The organism is Streptomyces sp. NBC_01446 (genome assembly GCF_026340095.1).
Classification (GTDB): Bacteria; Actinomycetota; Actinomycetes; order Streptomycetales; family Streptomycetaceae; genus Streptomyces; species Streptomyces aureus.
The window spans coordinates 129768-146521 of sequence record NZ_JAPEPO010000001.1; the positions used below are offsets into that span (position 1 = coordinate 129768).

10 protein-coding genes are annotated in these 16754 nt (G+C 71.1%); 4 read left to right on the forward strand and 6 right to left on the reverse strand.

Features of this window, described 5'->3' with window-relative positions:
• Window positions 1–43 precede the first annotated feature (43 nt).
• The 6 genes from OG456_RS00585 to OG456_RS00610 form a co-directional block, all read right to left on the reverse strand.
• Entirely contained in the window at window positions 44–1348 is a 1305-nt protein-coding gene (locus tag OG456_RS00585; RefSeq protein ID WP_266556053.1) for an alpha/beta fold hydrolase, read from the reverse strand.
• Window positions 1349–1407: 59 nt separating this feature from the next.
• On the reverse strand, window positions 1408–2430 hold the full coding sequence (locus OG456_RS00590) for a LacI family DNA-binding transcriptional regulator (RefSeq protein ID WP_266556055.1): 1023 nt from the start codon (window positions 2428–2430) through the stop codon (window positions 1408–1410).
• A gap of 101 nt (window positions 2431–2531) precedes the next feature.
• Complete coding sequence (gene rhaS / locus OG456_RS00595; RefSeq protein ID WP_266556057.1) at window positions 2532–3614, reverse strand: rhamnose ABC transporter substrate-binding protein; 1083 nt, start codon at window positions 3612–3614, stop codon at window positions 2532–2534.
• A 29-nt stretch (window positions 3615–3643) separates the two neighbouring features.
• On the reverse strand, window positions 3644–4633 hold the full coding sequence (locus tag OG456_RS00600; RefSeq protein ID WP_266556059.1) for an ABC transporter permease: 990 nt from the start codon (window positions 4631–4633) through the stop codon (window positions 3644–3646).
• On the reverse strand, window positions 4626–5684 hold the full coding sequence (locus OG456_RS00605; protein ID WP_266556061.1) for an ABC transporter permease: 1059 nt from the start codon (window positions 5682–5684) through the stop codon (window positions 4626–4628). The genes OG456_RS00600 and OG456_RS00605 overlap by 8 nt, the downstream gene beginning before the upstream one ends.
• Before the next feature lie 40 nt (window positions 5685–5724).
• Window positions 5725–7221 carry a sugar ABC transporter ATP-binding protein gene (locus OG456_RS00610; protein WP_266556063.1) on the reverse strand — a complete coding sequence of 499 codons (1497 nt, stop codon included), beginning with the start codon at window positions 7219–7221 and terminating at the stop codon, window positions 5725–5727.
• A 213-nt stretch (window positions 7222–7434) separates the two neighbouring features.
• On the opposite strand from OG456_RS00610, the gene OG456_RS00615 reads away from it, so the two are divergent.
• The 4 genes from OG456_RS00615 to OG456_RS00630 all read left to right on the forward strand — a co-directional run bounded on the left by OG456_RS00615 (window position 7435) and on the right by OG456_RS00630 (window position 16752).
• Window positions 7435–10650 (forward strand): alpha-L-rhamnosidase, encoded by a 3216-nt coding sequence (locus OG456_RS00615; RefSeq protein ID WP_266556065.1) that lies wholly within the window; start codon window positions 7435–7437, stop codon window positions 10648–10650.
• Between the two features lie 84 nt (window positions 10651–10734).
• Window positions 10735–13365, forward strand: coding sequence for an alpha-L-rhamnosidase C-terminal domain-containing protein (locus OG456_RS00620; RefSeq protein ID WP_266556067.1), 2631 nt, complete (start codon window positions 10735–10737; stop codon window positions 13363–13365).
• Between the two features lie 139 nt (window positions 13366–13504).
• Window positions 13505–14704 carry an L-rhamnose isomerase gene (gene rhaI, locus OG456_RS00625; RefSeq protein ID WP_266556069.1) on the forward strand — a complete coding sequence of 400 codons (1200 nt, stop codon included), beginning with the start codon at window positions 13505–13507 and terminating at the stop codon, window positions 14702–14704.
• Window positions 14705–14730: 26 nt separating this feature from the next.
• The gene (locus OG456_RS00630; protein ID WP_266556071.1) at window positions 14731–16752 is read left to right on the forward strand and encodes a bifunctional aldolase/short-chain dehydrogenase; all 2022 of its coding nucleotides are present in this window, start codon (window positions 14731–14733) and stop codon (window positions 16750–16752) included.
• Window positions 16753–16754 lie beyond the last annotated feature (2 nt).

A 16754-nucleotide genomic window follows, 5' to 3' on the forward strand; every position in this document is an offset into this window, starting at 1 on the left:
GCGGGGCGGGGAAGGCCGTCTCGCCTCCCCCGCCCGTGCCCTCTCAGACGTCTCCGCGCATCATCGCGAGCAGTCGGTCGAGGACGCGCGGCGCTCCGGCCCGCAGACCGTCGTGCTCGAACTCGTCGGTGACCCACGTGCGCAGGCCCTTGACGGCGCGGGCCGTGCGCAGGGCGTGGGCCGTGTCGACATACATGTCGTCGTGGTAAACGGCGGCGACGGCCGGCACCTCGTTGGCGGCCAGGCGCGCGGGGTCGTAGAGCGGGGCCCAGTCGGTGCGGGCGGCGAGGAGTTCCGCGGTCTCGCGCAGGGGGCGCAGGGCCGGGTCGCAGTCGAACATCCATGGGTGCACGGACTCGCCCGTGAAGAGCAGGGGCCCGTCACCGGCGAGGGTCTTCGCGGCGTCGAACTGGGGGAACTCTGCGCGTACGCGCTCGGCGGACCAGTTCGTGGGCCGGTCGTCCTGCCCGTAGATGGCCTCGTGCACGAGCGCGTAGAGCGGGTGTCCGGCGTAGGAGAGCGTGGCCTGTACGTCCTCCTGGAACGCGTCGGACAGTTCGACGCCCGCGGGCGTGCGGACGAAGGCGTCCTCGAGGAGGTAGTGCAGGCGGTCGCTGCCGCCGGTCCCGCCGAGCAGGATGCCGAGGGACTGGAACGCCTCGACGGTCAGCTTGTAGCCGCCGTTCAGTACGGGCTCGTGCTCGGAGAGGTACTCGGCGATGCGGCGGGCGCGTTCGACGTCCTGCGGGTAGCGCGCGTAGTGGGCGGCGACCTTGCGTTCGATGCGCGGGTACGCGGCGCGGTAGACGTCGTCCGCGTGGCCGTCGAGGGTGGGCAGGCCGCCGGTGATGACGGCGGCGGTGAGGCCCTCGGGGGCCGTCGACAGATAGTGGGTGGCGCAGAACCCGCCGAAGCTCTGGCCGAGGACCGTCCAGGGGGCGCCGCCGGTCACCTCGCCGCGGATGGCCTCGCAGTCGCTGACGATCGAGTCGGCGCGGAAGTGCGTCAGGTAGTCGGCCTGTTCGCGCGGGCCGCCGCGCAGCGGAAGCGTCTGCCGGTTGGCCGGGGTGGAGCTGCCGGTGCCCCGCTGGTCGAGGAGGAGCACCCGGTGGTCCTGGAGCGCCGTGCCGAGCCAGGCCTGCTTGCCAGAGAAGCGGTTGGCGCCGAATCCGGGACCGCCCTGGAGGTAGAGGAGCCACGGAAGGTTCGCGTGTTCCTTGCCGGTGGCCACCGCCTCGCGGGCGAACAGCTCGATGCTCTCGCCCTCGGGGTGGTCGTGGTCGAGCGGCACTGTGAAGCGGCGGTCGGTGAGGACGACACCGGGCTGGCGGTATGTGGCGGTCGTCAAGGAGGCTCCTGGGCGGCGTTCGAAATGCGGTGTGCGGTGTCCGCCCAGTTCAGCACATGTCAGCGCGAGCCCAGACTCGACCCCCGTACGACCAGCTCGGGCTGGAGGACGACCCTGCGGTGGCGGTGGGGCTCGCCGCTCGCGGGTTCCGTCTCCTCCAGGAGGAGTTCGGCGGCCATCGCTCCCATGGTGACGGCGGGCTGGCGCACCGAGGTCAGGGGCACGGTGGCGGCCGACGCGAACTCGATGTCGTCGTAGCCGACGATCGCGATGTCCTCGGGGACCCGTACACCGGCCGCGTACATCGCCTGGAGGACGCCGAGGGCGAGCAGGTCGTTGGCGCAGAACACGGCGGTGGGGCGATCGGCGAGGCCGAGCAGGCGGGCCCCGGCGTCGCGTCCCGCCGCGACGTCGAGCCGCTCCGTGGGCAGTTCGCGCAGCGCTCCGGCCGGAAGGCCCGCCTCGGCCAGGGCCTGGAGGGCGCCGGTGCGGCGGTCCTTGACCTGGTTGAGCGCGGGCGGGCCGCTGACGTAGGCGATGCTGCGGTGTCCGGCGTCGACGAGGTGGCGCACGGCGAGCGCGCCGCCAGTGACGTCGTCCACGGACACGGAGCACTCCGAGGTGCCCTCGGCGACGCGGTCGACGAGCACGAACGGGATGCCGTGCCGGCGGAAGCTCTCGATGTTGCGGCCGCTCGCCTCGGCCGGGGTGAGGAGCACGCCCCGCACGCGCTGCTCGGCGAACAGGGAGAGGTACTCGGCCTCCTCGGAGGGGTCCTGCGCGCTGTTGCACACCATGACGCCGAGCCCGGCCTGGCGTGCGGCACGCTCGGCGCCGCGCGCGACGTCCACGAAGAACGGGTTGCCCATGTCGAGGACGAGCAGCCCCATGATGCGGCTGCGGCCGGCGCGCAGCTGGCGCGCCGACTCGCTGCGTACGTAGCCGAGCCGGTCGATGGCGGCCAGCACCCGGGCCCTGGTGTCGGACGCGACGGAGTCCGGGCGGTTGATGACGTTCGAGACCGTGCCGACGGAGACTCCGGCGGCGCGGGCGACGTCCTTGATACCCACCGACTGGGCCATCTGGCGGGGACCTCCATGGGGCGATGAGCGACGGGAATGATTCAGATTACCCGTGAATGCGCTGGTGGCTGTGGGGACGGGGGACTCGGGGGACGGCGGCCTCAGAAGTGGTAGTCGTCGATGTTCTTCCGGTCGAAGACGGTGGGCTTGCCGAGGTCGATCACGCCGTCCTTGCCGATGGTGAAGGTGCCCATGGCGCCGGCCTTGAAGGTCTCGCCCTCCTTGCCGGTGATCTGCCCGGAGGACAGTGCGACGGCGGTGCGGGCGGCGAGCTCGCCGAGCTTGGCCGGGTCCCACAGCTCGAAGCCCTCGACGGTGCCGTTCTTGACGTATTTGCGCATGTCGTTGGGGGTGCCGAGGCCGGTCAGGGCGACCTTGCCCTTGTACTTGGAGCCGGACAGGTACTGGGCGGCGGCCTTGATGCCGACGGTGGTCGGGGAGATGATCCCGGCGAGCTGGGGGTGTTCCTGGAGGAGGCCCTGGGTCTGCTGGAAGGACTGCTGGGCGTCGTCGTTGCCGTAGGCGACCTTCACCAGCTTCATGTCCTTGTACTTGGGCTTCTTCAGCTCGTCCTTCATGAAGTCGATCCAGGTGTTCTGGTTCGTCGCGGTCTGCGCGGCGGACAGGATCGCGATGTCGCCCTTGTAGCCGGTCTGTTCGCCCAGGAGCTGGACCTGGGTGCGGCCGAGCGCCTCGGCACTGGCCTGCGAGACGAAGGCGTTGCGGCACTCGGGCTTGGTGTCCGAGTCGTACGTGACGACCTTGATGCCGTTCTTCATGGCCTGCTTGAGGGCGGTGCACAGGGCGCCGGGGTCCTGAGCGGACACGGCCATCGCGTCGACCTGCTGCTGGGTGAGCGTGTTGACGTAACTGACCTGCCCGCTGGTGTCGGTGGCGCTGTTGGGGCCGGTCTCCTTGTACGTCGAGCCGAGCTCGGTGACGGCCTTCTCGCCGCCCTTGTCGGCGGTGGTGAAGTACGGGTTGTTGACCTGCTTGGGCAGGAAGGCGACCTTCAGGCCCTTCTTGGTCGCGGCTCCCGGGTCGGCCTTGGCGTGGGAGGACGTGCCGGCGTCGTCGTCCTTCGCCGAGTCCTTGGTGGTGCCGCCGCACGCGGTGGCGGCGAGTGCGAGGGAGGTGACGGCGGCGAGCGCCAGGCAGGCTCGGCGGAGTGCGGGTGCGGACATCGTGGGCCCCTTTCGGGCGGTACGTGAGGTCAGTGCGAGGGGGTGGTGACCTGGCGGCCCGCTCGGGCGGTCCCGATCTGCCGGGCGACGCGGGGTCCGAGCACGGAGACGACCAGCAGGACGCCGGTGACGACGATCTGCGACTGGGCGGAGACGTTGAGCAGGCTCATCGCGTTCTGGAGGGCGCCGAGCAGGAACACTCCGGCGATCGCGCCGCCGAGGGTGCCCCGGCCGCCGTCGAAGTCGATGCCGCCGAGCAGCACGGCGGCGACGACGGAGAGTTCGAGCCCGGTGGCGTTGTCGTAGCGGGCGCTGGCGTAGTGCAGGGCCCAGAACACGCCGGTCAGCGAGGCCATGAGGCCGGTGGCGACGAACAGCCACAGCTTGTGCCGCCGGACGCGGATCCCGGCGAAGCGCGCCGCCTCCTCGTTGGCGCCGATCGCGAAGAGGGAGCGTCCGAACGGCGTCGCGTGCAGGATGACGACCGCGATCGCGAGCAGCGCGAGGAAGGGCAGGAACGTGTACGGCAGGAAAGTGTCGCCGATGCGTCCGGCCGCGAAGTCCAGGTACTGCGAGGGGAAGTCGGTGACAGCGTCCGAGCCGAGGATGATCTGGGCGATGCCGCGGTAGGCGGCCATGGTGCCGATCGTGACGGCGAGGGAGGGCAGGCCGAGGCGGGTCACCAGGAGGCCGTTGACGAGCCCGCAGAGGACTCCGAGGACGAGGCACAGCGGGATGATCGTCTCGATGGCCATGCCCGCGTTCCACAGGGAGCCCATCACGGCCCCGGACAGGCCGGCCGTCGAGGCGACGGAGAGGTCGATCTCGCCGGCGACCACCAGGAGGGTCATGGGGAGCGCGATCAGCGCGATGGGCAGGGTGTTGCCGAGCAGGAACGACAGGTTGAGCGCGTTGCCGAAGCCGTCGACGAACGAGAACGACGCCAGGAGGAGCACCATCAGGAGGGCGCCCACCACGGTGTCCCACCGGACGGCGCGGGCGAGGGGGAGATCAGCCATGGCGGCCACTCCTTCTGTTGAATGCAGCCCTCTTCTTCAGTGCCTCGGCGACGCGCAGGGCGACGACCCGGTCGACGGCGATGGCGAGGACCAGCAGGACGCCGTTGATCGCGAGCACCCACACCGAGCTGACACCCAGGGCGGGCAGCACGCTGTTGATCGAGGTCAGCAGGAGGGCGCCGAGCGCGGCGCCGTAGACGCTGCCGGAGCCGCCGGTGAAGGCGACGCCGCCGACCACGACGGCGCTGACGACGGTGAGTTCGTAGCCGTTGCCGGTGGCGGAGTCGACGTTGCCGAAGCGGGCCAGGTACAGGGCGCCCGCGAGCCCGGCGAGTGCTCCGCACGCGGTGTACGCGGCGAGGATCCGCCGGCGCACGGGGATGCCGGCGAGGCGCGCGGCCTCCGGGTTGGAGCCGAGCGCGTACAGCTCGCGCCCGCCGCCGAAGTGACGCAGGTAGTACGCCACCGCGATCAGGACGGCGAGGGCGATCAGCGCGAGATACGGCACCGCGGAGATGCCGCCGGAGCCGAAGTCGACGTATCCGCCCGGCAGATCGGACGCGGTGATCTGCCGCGAGCCGACCCAGATCGAGTCGATGCCGCGGATGACGTAGAGCGTGCCGAGGGTGACGACGAGGGCCGGTACCTGGCCGAGGCTGACGAGGGCGCCGTTGAGGAGCCCGCAGCCGACGCCGAGGGCGACGGCGAGCACGATCGCGACGACGGAGTTGCCGCCTGCGTGGAGGAAGTCACCGGCGGCGAAGGCGGTGATGCCGAGGGTCGAGCCGACGGACAGGTCGACGTTCCGCGTGATGACGACCAGCGCCTGCCCGGTGGCGACGAGGACGAGGATGGTGGCGTTGAGGAGCAGGTCCTTGATGCCCTGCTCCGAGAGGAACTCGGTGTTGCCGGCCTGGGTGACGCCAATCATCACCAGGAAGACCAGCAGGATGGCGAGTTCACGCAACTTGAACACCCGGTCGACGAGCCGGGTACCGCCGGCCTTGTCGGGACCGACTGCGGGCGCGGGCGGCTGCGCGGTGACGGTCATGGGGTCCTCCTTCCGGGGTTCGCTTCGCTCGGGGCACGCATCACGCCGCCCTCCCTGTCGCCGCCGCCATCACGGACTCCTCCGTCGCCTCGGTGCGCGGGATCTCCGCCGTGAGACGGCCCTCGTGCATGACGAGTACGCGGTCCGCCATGCCGAGGATCTCCGGCAGGTCGGACGAGATCATCAGCACCGCGACGCCGTCCGCGGCGAGTCCGGACAGCAGCCGGTGCACCTCGGCCTTGGTGCCGACGTCGATGCCGCGCGTCGGCTCGTCGACGATCAGCACGCGGGGGCCGGTGGCGAGCCACTTCGCGAGGACGACCTTCTGCTGGTTGCCGCCGGACAGGGTGCCGACCGCGTCGGCGATCCGCGCGTACTTGACCTGGAGCTTCACGGCCCAGTCCAGTGAGCGGCTGCGCTCGGCCCGGCGGTCCATGAGACCGGCCCGCGCGGTCGTGCGCAGCCCCGTGAGCCCGATGTTGCGTTCGATCGACATGCCCATCACGAGGCCCTGGGCGCGGCGGTCCTCGGGCACGAGGGCGAGTCCGGCGGCCATGGCGGCGCTGGGGGCGCCGTTGACGAGCGCACGGCCGTCGACCTCGACGGTGCCCGCGTCCCGGCGGTCGATGCCGAAGACGGCACGGGCGACCTCGCTGCGACCGGCCCCGACGAGCCCCGCGAGGCCGACGATCTCGCCGCGCCGCACGTCGAACGACACGTCGGTGAAGACGCCTTCGCGGGTCAGCCGGCGCACGCTCAGGGCGACTGCGCCGATGTCGGTGGCCTGCTTGGGGTAGAGCTCGTCGAGGTCGCGGCCGACCATGCGGCGTACGAGGTCGTCCTCCGTGAGGCCTTCGACGGGTTCGCTCGCGATCAGGGCGCCGTCGCGCAGCGTCGTGACGCGCTGGCAGAGCCCGAAGATCTCCTCCAGGCGGTGGGAGATGAAGAGGATGGCGGAGCCCTGTTCGCGCAAGGTGCGCACCACGGCGAAGAGGCGGGCCACTTCGCTGCCGGTGAGCGCGGCGGTCGGCTCGTCCATGATCAGGACCCGGGCGTCGAAGGAGAGCGCCTTGGCGATCTCCACGATCTGCTGGTCGGCGATGGACAGGCCGCGCGCGGGCTGCTCGGGGTCGAGGTCGACGCCGAGCCGCGCGAAGAGCGCGGCGGCAGCGGCCTTGACCGCCTTGTGGTCGATCCGGCCGAGGGAGCGGCGGGGCTGGCGCCCCATGAAGATGTTCTCGGCGACGGAGAGGTCCGGAAAGAGCGTGGGCTCCTGGTAGATGACCGCGATCCCGGCGTCGCGGGCGTCGGCGGGTCCGTGCAGGGTGACGGGCTCGCCGTCGATGAGCACGGTGCCGGCGTCGGGCCGGTGGACCCCGGCGAGCGTCTTGATGAGGGTGGACTTCCCCGCGCCGTTCTCTCCGGCGAGGGCGTGCGCCTCTCCGGCGTGGAGCTGCAGGGACACGCCGTGGAGGGCGCGCACGGCACCGAAGGACTTGTCGAGTCCCTCTACGGCCAGGACGGGGGGCTCTCTCATGTGAATGGCACCGATCGGGTCTGCGGAGCTGACTATGAAAGGTTTCAAACAGATTGCACGGAAGCTAGTCCCGCACCAACAGCGGCGTCAATGGTGGGGACTTGGAAATCTCTCAACCCTTTGTAGCGCTGCGGCAAACCCTTGACAGGTCACTCTCGTCACTTTAACTTCCCGTCCTGAAACGATTCATAGCCGAGTCGTATGGAGCCGAGTGTGATCAGCAGAAGACGACTGCTCAGCACGACCGCGACTGCCGCCCTGGGGACGGCCATCGCCTCCGCCGCGCCGGGAGCCGCGCAGGCCGCCCCTGCCTCGGGAGCCGCCGGAGGGGCCCGGGCCGCGAAGGCCGTGCGCGTGAGCGCACCCACCGTCGAGTACGTGAGCCACCCGCTCGGCATCGACGTACCGCACCCCAGGCTGAGTTGGCCCCTGGAGTCGGACGAACCGGGCCGGGCCCAGAGCGCCTATCAGATACGGGTCGCCACCACCGCGAGCCGCCTGACCGACCCCGACGTGTGGGACAGCGGCAAGATCGCGTCCCCCGAGTCCACCCTTGTCCCCTACGCGGGCCCCGCCCTGGCCGCGCGTACCCGCTACTACTGGTCGGTCCGGGTCTGGGACACCGCGGGAGGCGCCTCGGAGTGGAGCGAGCCGTCCTGGTGGGAGACCGGCCTGACCGCCGCGTCCGACTGGTCCGCCCGCTGGATCGGCGCGCCCGCGGCGCTGATCGGGGCGCCCGCGCTCGACGACGCCTCCTGGATCTGGTTCCCCGAGGGCGACCCGGCCACCGGCGCCCCGGCGGGAACCCGCTACTTCCGCGGCCGTGCCGACATCCCGGAAGGCCTGACCCGGGCCCGCCTGGTGATGACCGCCGACGACGGCTACACCGCGTACGTGAACGGCACCGAGGTGGCGCACGCCGACCCGGACGGCCCGGCGGAGAACTGGCGCCGCCCGGCCGTCGTCGACGTGACCGCCCAACTCCGCTCCGGTGCGGCCACGTTGGCCGTCTCTGCCGTCAACGCCACGGACAGCCCCGCCGGCCTGCTCGGCCTCCTGGAGCTGACGACGGCCGACGGGGTGAAGACCTTCGTCACCGGCACCGACTGGAAGGCCGCCGACCAGGAGCCCGCCGGCGACTGGAAGTCGGCCGGGTTCGACGACACTTCGTGGAGGGCGGCGAAGGCCCTCGCCAAGTGGGGCTCGGGCCCCTGGGGCAAGGTCGCGCCATCGCACGCCCCCGCCGCCCAGCTGCGCCACGAGTTCCGGCTCAAGGGCCGGTCGGTCGCGCGGGCTCGCCTCTACGCGACGGCCCTCGGCCTGTACGAGGCCCACATCAACGGCGAGCGGGTCGGTGAGGACCGGCTCGCGCCGGGCTGGACGGACTACCGCAAACGCGTCCAGTACCAGACGTACGACGTGACCAAGCTGGTGAAGTCCGGGGCCAACGCGCTCGGGGCGACGGTCGCCGCGGGCTGGTACGCGGGGAACATCGCCTGGTTCGGTCCGCACCAGTACGGCGAACGACCCGCGTTCCTGGCCCAGTTGGAGGTCACGTACACCGACGGATCGACCGAGCGGGTGCTGTCCGGCACCGACTGGCGCGCCTCGACCGGGCCCGTCACCGAGGCCGACCTGATGGCGGGCGAGGAGTACGACGCGCGCCTGGAGACCGAGGGCTGGACGCGCGCCGGGTTCGACGACTCCGGCTGGGTCGCGGCCACCGCCGTCGACAAGGTGAGCGCCGCCCTGGTGGCCGAGGCGGGCGGCCCCACCCGCCTCGAACGCGAGCTGCCCGCACGGAAGATGACCGAGCCGAAGCCCGGCGTGTTCGTCTACGACCTCGGCCAGAACATGGTCGGCGCGGTCCGCCTCACCGTCGCCGGGAAGGCCGGCACCACCGTACGGCTGCGGCACGCCGAGGTCCTCAACCCGGACGGCACGATCTACACCGCCAACCTCCGGACGGCGAAGGCCACCGACACGTACACCCTCAAGGGCGGTGGCAAGGAGACGTACGAGCCGCGCTTCACCTTCCACGGCTTCCGCTACGTCGAGGTGACCGGCTACCCCGGCAAGCCGCCGCTCAACGCCGTCGTGGGGCGGGTCATCCATACGTCTGCGCCCTTCACGATGGACTTCTCGACGAACGTGCCGATGCTCAACCAGCTGCACCAGAACATCACTTGGGGGCAGCGCGGCAACTTCGTCTCGATCCCCACCGACACCCCGGCGCGCGACGAGCGGCTCGGCTGGACCGGCGACATCAACGTCTTCGCGCCGACGGCCGCCTACAACATGGAGTCGGCCCGCTTCCTCACCAAGTGGCTGGGCGACCTGCGCGACGGCCAGAGCGACGAGGGCGCGTTCACGAACGTGGCCCCCGACATGCCCGGCGTCGGCGACGGCGTCGCGGGCTGGGGCGACGCGGGCGTGACCGTCCCGTGGGCGCTGTACCAGGCGTACGGCGACACGCGCGTCCTCGAACAGTCGTGGCCGTCGATGCTGAAGTGGCTCGACTACCTGGAGAAGCACAGCAGCGGTTTCCTGCGCCCGGCCGAGGGCTTCGGGGACTGGCTCAACCTCCAGGACGAGACGCCCAAGGACGTCATCGGAACGGCCTACTTCGCCCACGCCGCCGACCTCGTCGCCCGGGCGGCGAAGGCGCTCGGCAAGGACCCGGCGCCGTACGCGTCGCTGTTCGGCAGTGTGCGTGACGCGTTCCGCGCGACGTACGTCTCGGACGGCGGCAAGGTGAAGGGCGACACGCAGACCGCGTACGTGCTCGCGCTGTCGATGGACCTGCTGGCGGAGAACGACCGGGGCCCTGCCGCCGACCGCCTCGTCGCTCTCATCAAGGCGAAGGACTGGCACCTGTCGACGGGGTTCCTCGGCACACCGCGCCTGCTGCCGGTCCTCACCGCGGCCGGTCACACCGACGTCGCCTACCGGCTGCTCGTCCAGCGGTCCTTCCCCAGCTGGGGCTACCAGATCGACAAGGGCGCGACGACGATGTGGGAGCGCTGGGACTCCATCAAGCCGGACGGCAGCTTCCAGGACGCCGGGATGAACTCGTTCAACCACTACGCGTACGGCTCGGTCGGCGAGTGGATGTACGCGAACATCGCCGGTATCGCACCGGCCGAGCCGGGCTTCCGCAAGATCCTCGTGCGGCCACGGCCCGGGGGCGGGATCACGCGGGCGGAGGGGCGCTACGACTCCGTCCAGGGACCGATCAGCACCAAGTGGTCGATGGACTCGGGCGGCTTCCGGCTCACGCTCACCGTGCCGGCCAACACGACCGCCGAGGTGTGGATCCCCGCGTCCGACGCGGCCCAAGTGGCCCACGGAGCGACGAAGTTCCTCCGCATGGACGACGGCTGTGTCGTCTTCGCCGCGGCGTCCGGCACCCACCGCTTCTCCAACTGACGGACCACGAGGCCGAGATGAGCCCATGCCTAAATCGATTCACTCCTGCCCCGTCCCGGCGCGGGCGGACGGAGGCACACAGACGTGACGGATGACGTGAAGACAGCACAGGGGCCCGACCGGCGCGCCGTGCTCGGAGCGGGTGTGGGCGGGGCGGTGCTGGCCGCGGCCGGGCTGCCCCTCCTGGGCGCGCGAACGGCCGCGGCAGCGACACCGGTTCAGGGCTCGGCTGCCGCACCGGTCCCGGACGCGGCCTGGCACCGCTACGTCCAGGCGCCGTCCGGCCGCACGGTGCGACCGGTGCGGATCGTCCGGTCGGCCGGTGACGTGACGCGTCCCGACGCCCTCCTCGAACCCGGCGGCCAGGTCACCGTCCTGCGCCGCCCCGAACCTCCCGCGCCACCGCGCTGGCCCGACGGCACCACCGCGGAGGGCTCCACCACCCACGCCGGCAACAACGGAGGCGACGGCCGGCCGCGCACGTACGACGCGCAGCACGCCGTCGACGGTGACCTCGACACCTTCTGGAACGACGACACCGAGCGCGCCTTCCCCGACACCCTGACGGTGACAGTGCCCGAAGCGCTCACGCTCGCGGGCCTGACCGTGGTGTCCGACGTGGACGGCGTTCCCACGGACTTCACGGTGGACGCCTGGGTGGACTCGGACTGGCAAAAGGTCGCCGCCGTCACCGGCAACAGCGCGGTGCAGCGCGCCGTCCGCTTCGACGCGCCGGTGTCCACGGCGCGGGTGCGGATCACGGTCACCTCGGCCCAGGACCTCGGGCAGGGCGTGTTCACGCGGATCAACGAGGTCTGGCCCGAGGCCGTGGACCCGGTCGTGGCGCCGAGCGTGACGCTCGACTTCGGCAAGGTCGTCGTCGGCCACCCGAAGGTCGACTTCGCCTCGGCGTCCGGCAACAACCCCGGGGTGCGTCTCGCCTTCTCCGAGACGCTCCAGTTCCTCACCGACCGCTCCGACTTCACCCGCAACGACCAGGCGGGCGGCGCCTCGAAGGGAACGGACCAGTACGCCGTGCCCGCGGGCGGCGCCACGTGGACGGACAAGAAGGGCTACGCCTCGGGCGGCGACAAGGTGTACGCGGACGGCCTGCACGGCTTCCGCTATCTCAAGATCACGCTGGACGCGCTGCCGACCGACGCGCCCGCCGCGCAGCCGTGGGGGACCGTCGCCGTGGACGCGGTGTCGCTCGACTTCACGGCGTATCTCGGCACACCGGAGTCATACCGCGGCTGGTTCCTGTGCTCCGACGAGGAGCTGAACCGCTACTGGTACGACGCCTCGTACACGAACGAGCTGGTCGTCGACACCTTCCGCGCGGACGACGTGGACCCGCGGGGCGCCTTCAGCGCGTCGCTCGACGGGAAGCTCGTCCTGCACGACGGCGCGAAGCGGGACCGGGATCCGTACGTCGGTGACGTGGCGGTGGCGGGGCGCACCCTCTATCTCACGCACGACGACGCGGCCGAGGCCGCGCGCAACGTGCTGGCGGACCTCGCGGAGCACCAGCGGGCCGACGGCTGGATCCCGCCGGCCTCCATCAACCAGTACACGCTCCCGCTGTTCGACTACCCGCTGTGGTGGGTGACGTGCAGCTGGGACTACGTCCTGTACACCGGCGACAAGGACTACGCCGAGCGCTACTACCCGCAGCTCGTCAAGGTCCTCGACACGTGGTACCCGAGTGTGACGGACGACGCGGGCCTGCTGAGCAAGGGCCTCAACGGCACGTCGGGGTACGGGGATTACGCGTTCCTCGGGCGCACGGGCCGGATCACGTACTACAACGCCAACTATGTGCAGGCCCTGAGGGACGCGGCCCGTATCGCGGAGCACGTGGGCCATGACACGGACGCGGGGCGGTGGCGGGAGCGGGCGGACAAGGTCGCCCAGGCGGTCAACACGCATCTGTGGGACGAGGCGGCGGGCGCCTATCTGGACTCCGCGACCGGCGCCGTCCGGCACGCGCAGGACGGCAACGCGATCGCCATCACGTCGGGCGTCGCGGGCGCGGAGCGGGCGGCGTCGGCGCTCGCCCACCTGGACGCGACGACGAAACGCCGGTACGGCAACGCCTTCATGGACAACGACACCCTCTTCGGTGGCGCCTCCCAGCGGGTGTACGCCTTCACCTCGTACCCGGAGTTCGTGGCGCGCTTCGAGAGCGGCCTGGCCGACTCGGCGATCGACCAGATCAAGCGCACCTACGGGTGGATGGAGAGCCACGACCCCGGCATCACGCACTGGGAGGGCATCGGTCCGAACGGCTCGCTGTACGAGGGCGCGTACACGAGCATGGCGCACGGGTGGTCCACGGGAGTGCTGCCCGCGCTCACCCATCAGCTGCTCGGCGCGAAGCCGACGTCGCCGGGGTACGCCGCCTGGGAGGTACGTCCGTTCACCGGCTCGGTGCGCTGGGCTAGGGGCGAACTACCCACACCTCATGGGCCGTTGGGTGTGGAGTGGGAGCGTAAGGGCGGAACGTACACGTTGACCGTGCGTGCGCCGCGGGGCACTCGGGGGGTCGTCGCGCTGCCCACGGACGGCCGGGGCGCGACGGTGCGCTCGGGCGGGCGGACGCTCTGGCGGAACGGCAGATCCGCTGCGTCCGGGGTGCGCCTGGACTCCGGCCGCGTCACGGTCTCCGCTCTCACCCCGGGCACCCACCGCTTCACACTGACGGGCGAAGGCTGAACTGCGCCCGCGGCCTGAGAGATCGGGCCGCGGGCGCCGTCACCGACAAGGCCGTGCGGGGCCGTTGACACGCCCCGCACGGCCCTTTAGCGTCAGGCTTTGAATCGTTTCACAACGATCGTTCGTTCACAGGAGAGACATGACCGGGTCCACAGCACACGAGGCGCGGACAGCGGCCGCCAAGGCCGTCCTGAAGCGCCAGTCGATCGAGACACCGTCCTGGGCTTACGGAAACTCGGGCACCCGCTTCAAGGTGTTCGCCCAGGCCGGCGTGCCCCGCACCCCGCGGGAGAAGCTCGACGACGCCGCGCAGGTCCACGCGTTCACAGGTGCCGCGCCGACCGTGGCGCTGCACATACCGTGGGACCGCGTCGAGGGCGGACCCGAGGGATACGCGAAGCTCGCCGCGTACGCCGAGGAGTGCGGTGTGAAGCTGGGCGCTGTCAACTCCAATGTCTTCCAGGACGACGACTACAAGCTGGGCAGCGTCACCAACCCGGACCCCGCGGTGCGCCGCAAGGCCGTCGGCCACCTCCTGGAGTGCGTCGACATCATGGACGCCACCGGCTCGCGCGATCTGAAGCTGTGGTTCTCCGACGGCACCAACTACCCCGGCCAGGATGACCTCCGGGACCGCCAGGACCGGCTAGCCGAGGCGCTGCGGACCGTGTACGACCGGCTGGGCGACGACCAGCGCATGGTGCTCGAGTACAAGCTCTTCGAGCCCGCCTTCTACGCCACCGACGTGCCGGACTGGGGCACGTCGTACGCGCACTGCCTCAAGCTCGGAGAGAAGGCACAGGTGTGTGTGGACACCGGGCATCACGCGCCGGGCACCAACATCGAGTTCATCGTCGCGTTCCTGCTGCGGGAGGGACGCCTCGGCGCGTTCGACTTCAACTCGCGCTTCTACGCGGACGACGACCTGATGGTCGGCGCGGCGGACCCCTTCCAGCTGTTCCGGATCCTGTATGAGGTGCGGCGGGGCGGCGGTCTGGAGGCCGACTCCGGGATCGCGTTCATGCTCGACCAGTGCCACAACATCGAGGCCAAGATCCCCGCGATCATCCGCTCGGTGATGAACGTCCAGGAGGCCACCGCCAAGGCGCTGCTCGTCGACGCCGAGGCGCTCGCCGCGGCCCAGCGGGAGGGCGATGTGCTGGCGGCCAACGGGGTGCTGATGGACGCGTACAACACGGACGTGCGTCCCCTACTGGAGGAGGTCAGGGAAGAGTTGGGGCTCGACCCGGATCCCATGGGGGCCTACCGGCGCTCAGGATGGCAGGAGCGGATCGTGAAGGACCGCGTCGGAGGCGTACAGGCCGGATGGGGGGCATGAGCGACATGACGGAGGAGCACGCGTGCGTGAGCGAACTCTTGGCCCGTTCACACCGGTTGGGCGCGGATCCGCGCAATACGAACTACGCGGGGGGCAACACCTCGGCGAAGGGCACGTCGACCGACCCGGTGACGGGTGGTGACGTCGAGCTGATGTGGGTCAAGGGCTCGGGCGGCGACCTGGGGACGCTCACGGCCGACGGGCTCGCCGCCCTGCGCCTGGACCGGCTGCGCGCCCTGGAGGGCGTGTATCCGGGGGTGGAGCGCGAGGACGAGATGGTCGCCGCGTTCGACTACTGCCTGCACGGCAGGGGCGGCGCCGCGCCGTCCATCGACACCGCCATGCACGGACTGGTGGACGCGGCGCACGTGGACCACCTGCACCCCGACTCCGGGATCGCGCTCGCCTGCGCCGCGGACGGCGAGAAGCTGACCGCCGAATGCTTCGGAGACGCCGTGGTGTGGGTGCCGTGGCGCAGGCCCGGATTCCAGCTCGGCCGGGACATCGCGGCGGTCAAGCAGGCAAACCCGCGGGCGATCGGCTGCGTCCTCGGCGGTCATGGCATCACGGCGTGGGGCGACACGGCACAGGAGTGCGAGCGGCGCTCCCTGCACATCATCCATACCGCGGAGGCGTTCCTCGCCGAACGGGGCAGGGCCGAGCCGTTCGGACCGCTGCTCGCGGGGTACACCGGCGCAGGACCGGCGGCGCGAAGGGAGCGGGCCGCCGCGCTCGCCCCGTTCGTCAGGGCGCTCGCCTCCCAGGACCGGCCCCAGGTGGGGCACTTCGACGACTCGGACGTCGTGCTCGACTTCCTGTCGCGCACCGAGCACCCGCGCCTGGCGGCGCTCGGCACGTCCTGCCCCGACCACTTCCTCCGGACGAAGGTCAGGCCCTTGGTCCTCGACCTGCCGCCGACGGCTCCCCTGGACGAGGCGGTCGCGCGCCTGAGGCAGCTGCACGCCGAGTACCGCGAGGAGTACGCGGCTTACTACACGCGGCACGCGGGCCCTGACTCGCCGGCGATGCGGGGCGCCGATCCGGCGATCGTGCTCGTCCCCGGGGTCGGCATGTTCAGCTTCGGCAAGGACAAGCAGACGGCGCGCGTCGCGGGCGAGTTCTACGTCAACGCGATCAATGTGATGCGCGGCGCCGAGGCCGTGTCGGCCTACGCGCCGATCGAGGAGTCGGAGAAGTTCCGCATCGAGTACTGGTCCCTGGAGGAGGCCAAGCTCCGCCGGATGCCGAAGCCCAAGCCGCTCGCCACCCGGGTCGCGCTCGTGACGGGCGCGGGCAGCGGAATCGGGAAGGCGATCGCCCACAGGCTCGTGGCGGAGGGCGCGTGCGTGGTGGTCGCGGATCTGAACGGGGACAACGCGGCCGCCGTGGCCGAGGAGTTGGGCGGTCCCGACAAGGCGGTGGCCGTCACGGTCGATGTGACGTCGGAGGAGCGGATCGTCGACGCGTTCGGGGCGGCGGTCCTGGCGTTCGGCGGGGTCGACCTCGTGGTGAACAACGCCGGCATCTCCATCTCGAAGCCGCTCCTGGAGACGACGGCCCGGGACTGGGACCTCCAGCACGACATCATGGCGCGCGGCTCCTTCCTCGTGTCGCGCGAGGCCGCCCGTGTCATGCGGGCGCAGGGGCTCGGCGGCGACATCGTGTACATCGCCTCGAAGAACGCGGTGTTCGCGGGCCCGAACAACATCGCGTACTCCGCGACCAAGGCCGACCAGGCGCATCAAGTACGGCTCCTGGCCGCTGAGTTGGGCGAGCACGGCATCCGGGTCAACGGCGTGAATCCGGACGGCGTGGTGCGCGGCTCCGGGATCTTCGCGGGCGGCTGGGGCGCGCAGCGCGCGGCGACGTACGGGATCGAGGAGGACAAGCTCGGCGAGTTCTACGCGCAGCGGACCCTCCTCAAGCGCGAGGTACTGCCCGAGCATGTCGCCAACGCGGTGTTCGCCCTGACGGGCGGGGACCTCACGCACACGACAGGGCTGCACGTACCGGTGGACGCCGGCGTCGCCGCGGCCTTCCTGCGATGAGC

Bases quoted from the DNA above. Each gene is read 5' to 3' on its own strand.
- OG456_RS00610 (WP_266556063.1), bottom strand. From the start codon at position 7,221: ATGAGAGAGCCCCCCGTCCTGGCCGTAGAGGGACTCGACAAGTCCTTC.
- OG456_RS00600 (WP_266556059.1), bottom strand. From the start codon at position 4,633: ATGGCTGATCTCCCCCTCGCCCGCGCCGTCCGGTGGGACACCGTGGTG.
- rhaI (WP_266556069.1), top strand. From the start codon at position 13,505: ATGACCGGGTCCACAGCACACGAGGCGCGGACAGCGGCCGCCAAGGCC.
- rhaS (WP_266556057.1), bottom strand. From the start codon at position 3,614: ATGTCCGCACCCGCACTCCGCCGAGCCTGCCTGGCGCTCGCCGCCGTC.
- OG456_RS00605 (WP_266556061.1), bottom strand. From the start codon at position 5,684: ATGACCGTCACCGCGCAGCCGCCCGCGCCCGCAGTCGGTCCCGACAAG.
- OG456_RS00590 (WP_266556055.1), bottom strand. From the start codon at position 2,430: ATGGCCCAGTCGGTGGGTATCAAGGACGTCGCCCGCGCCGCCGGAGTC.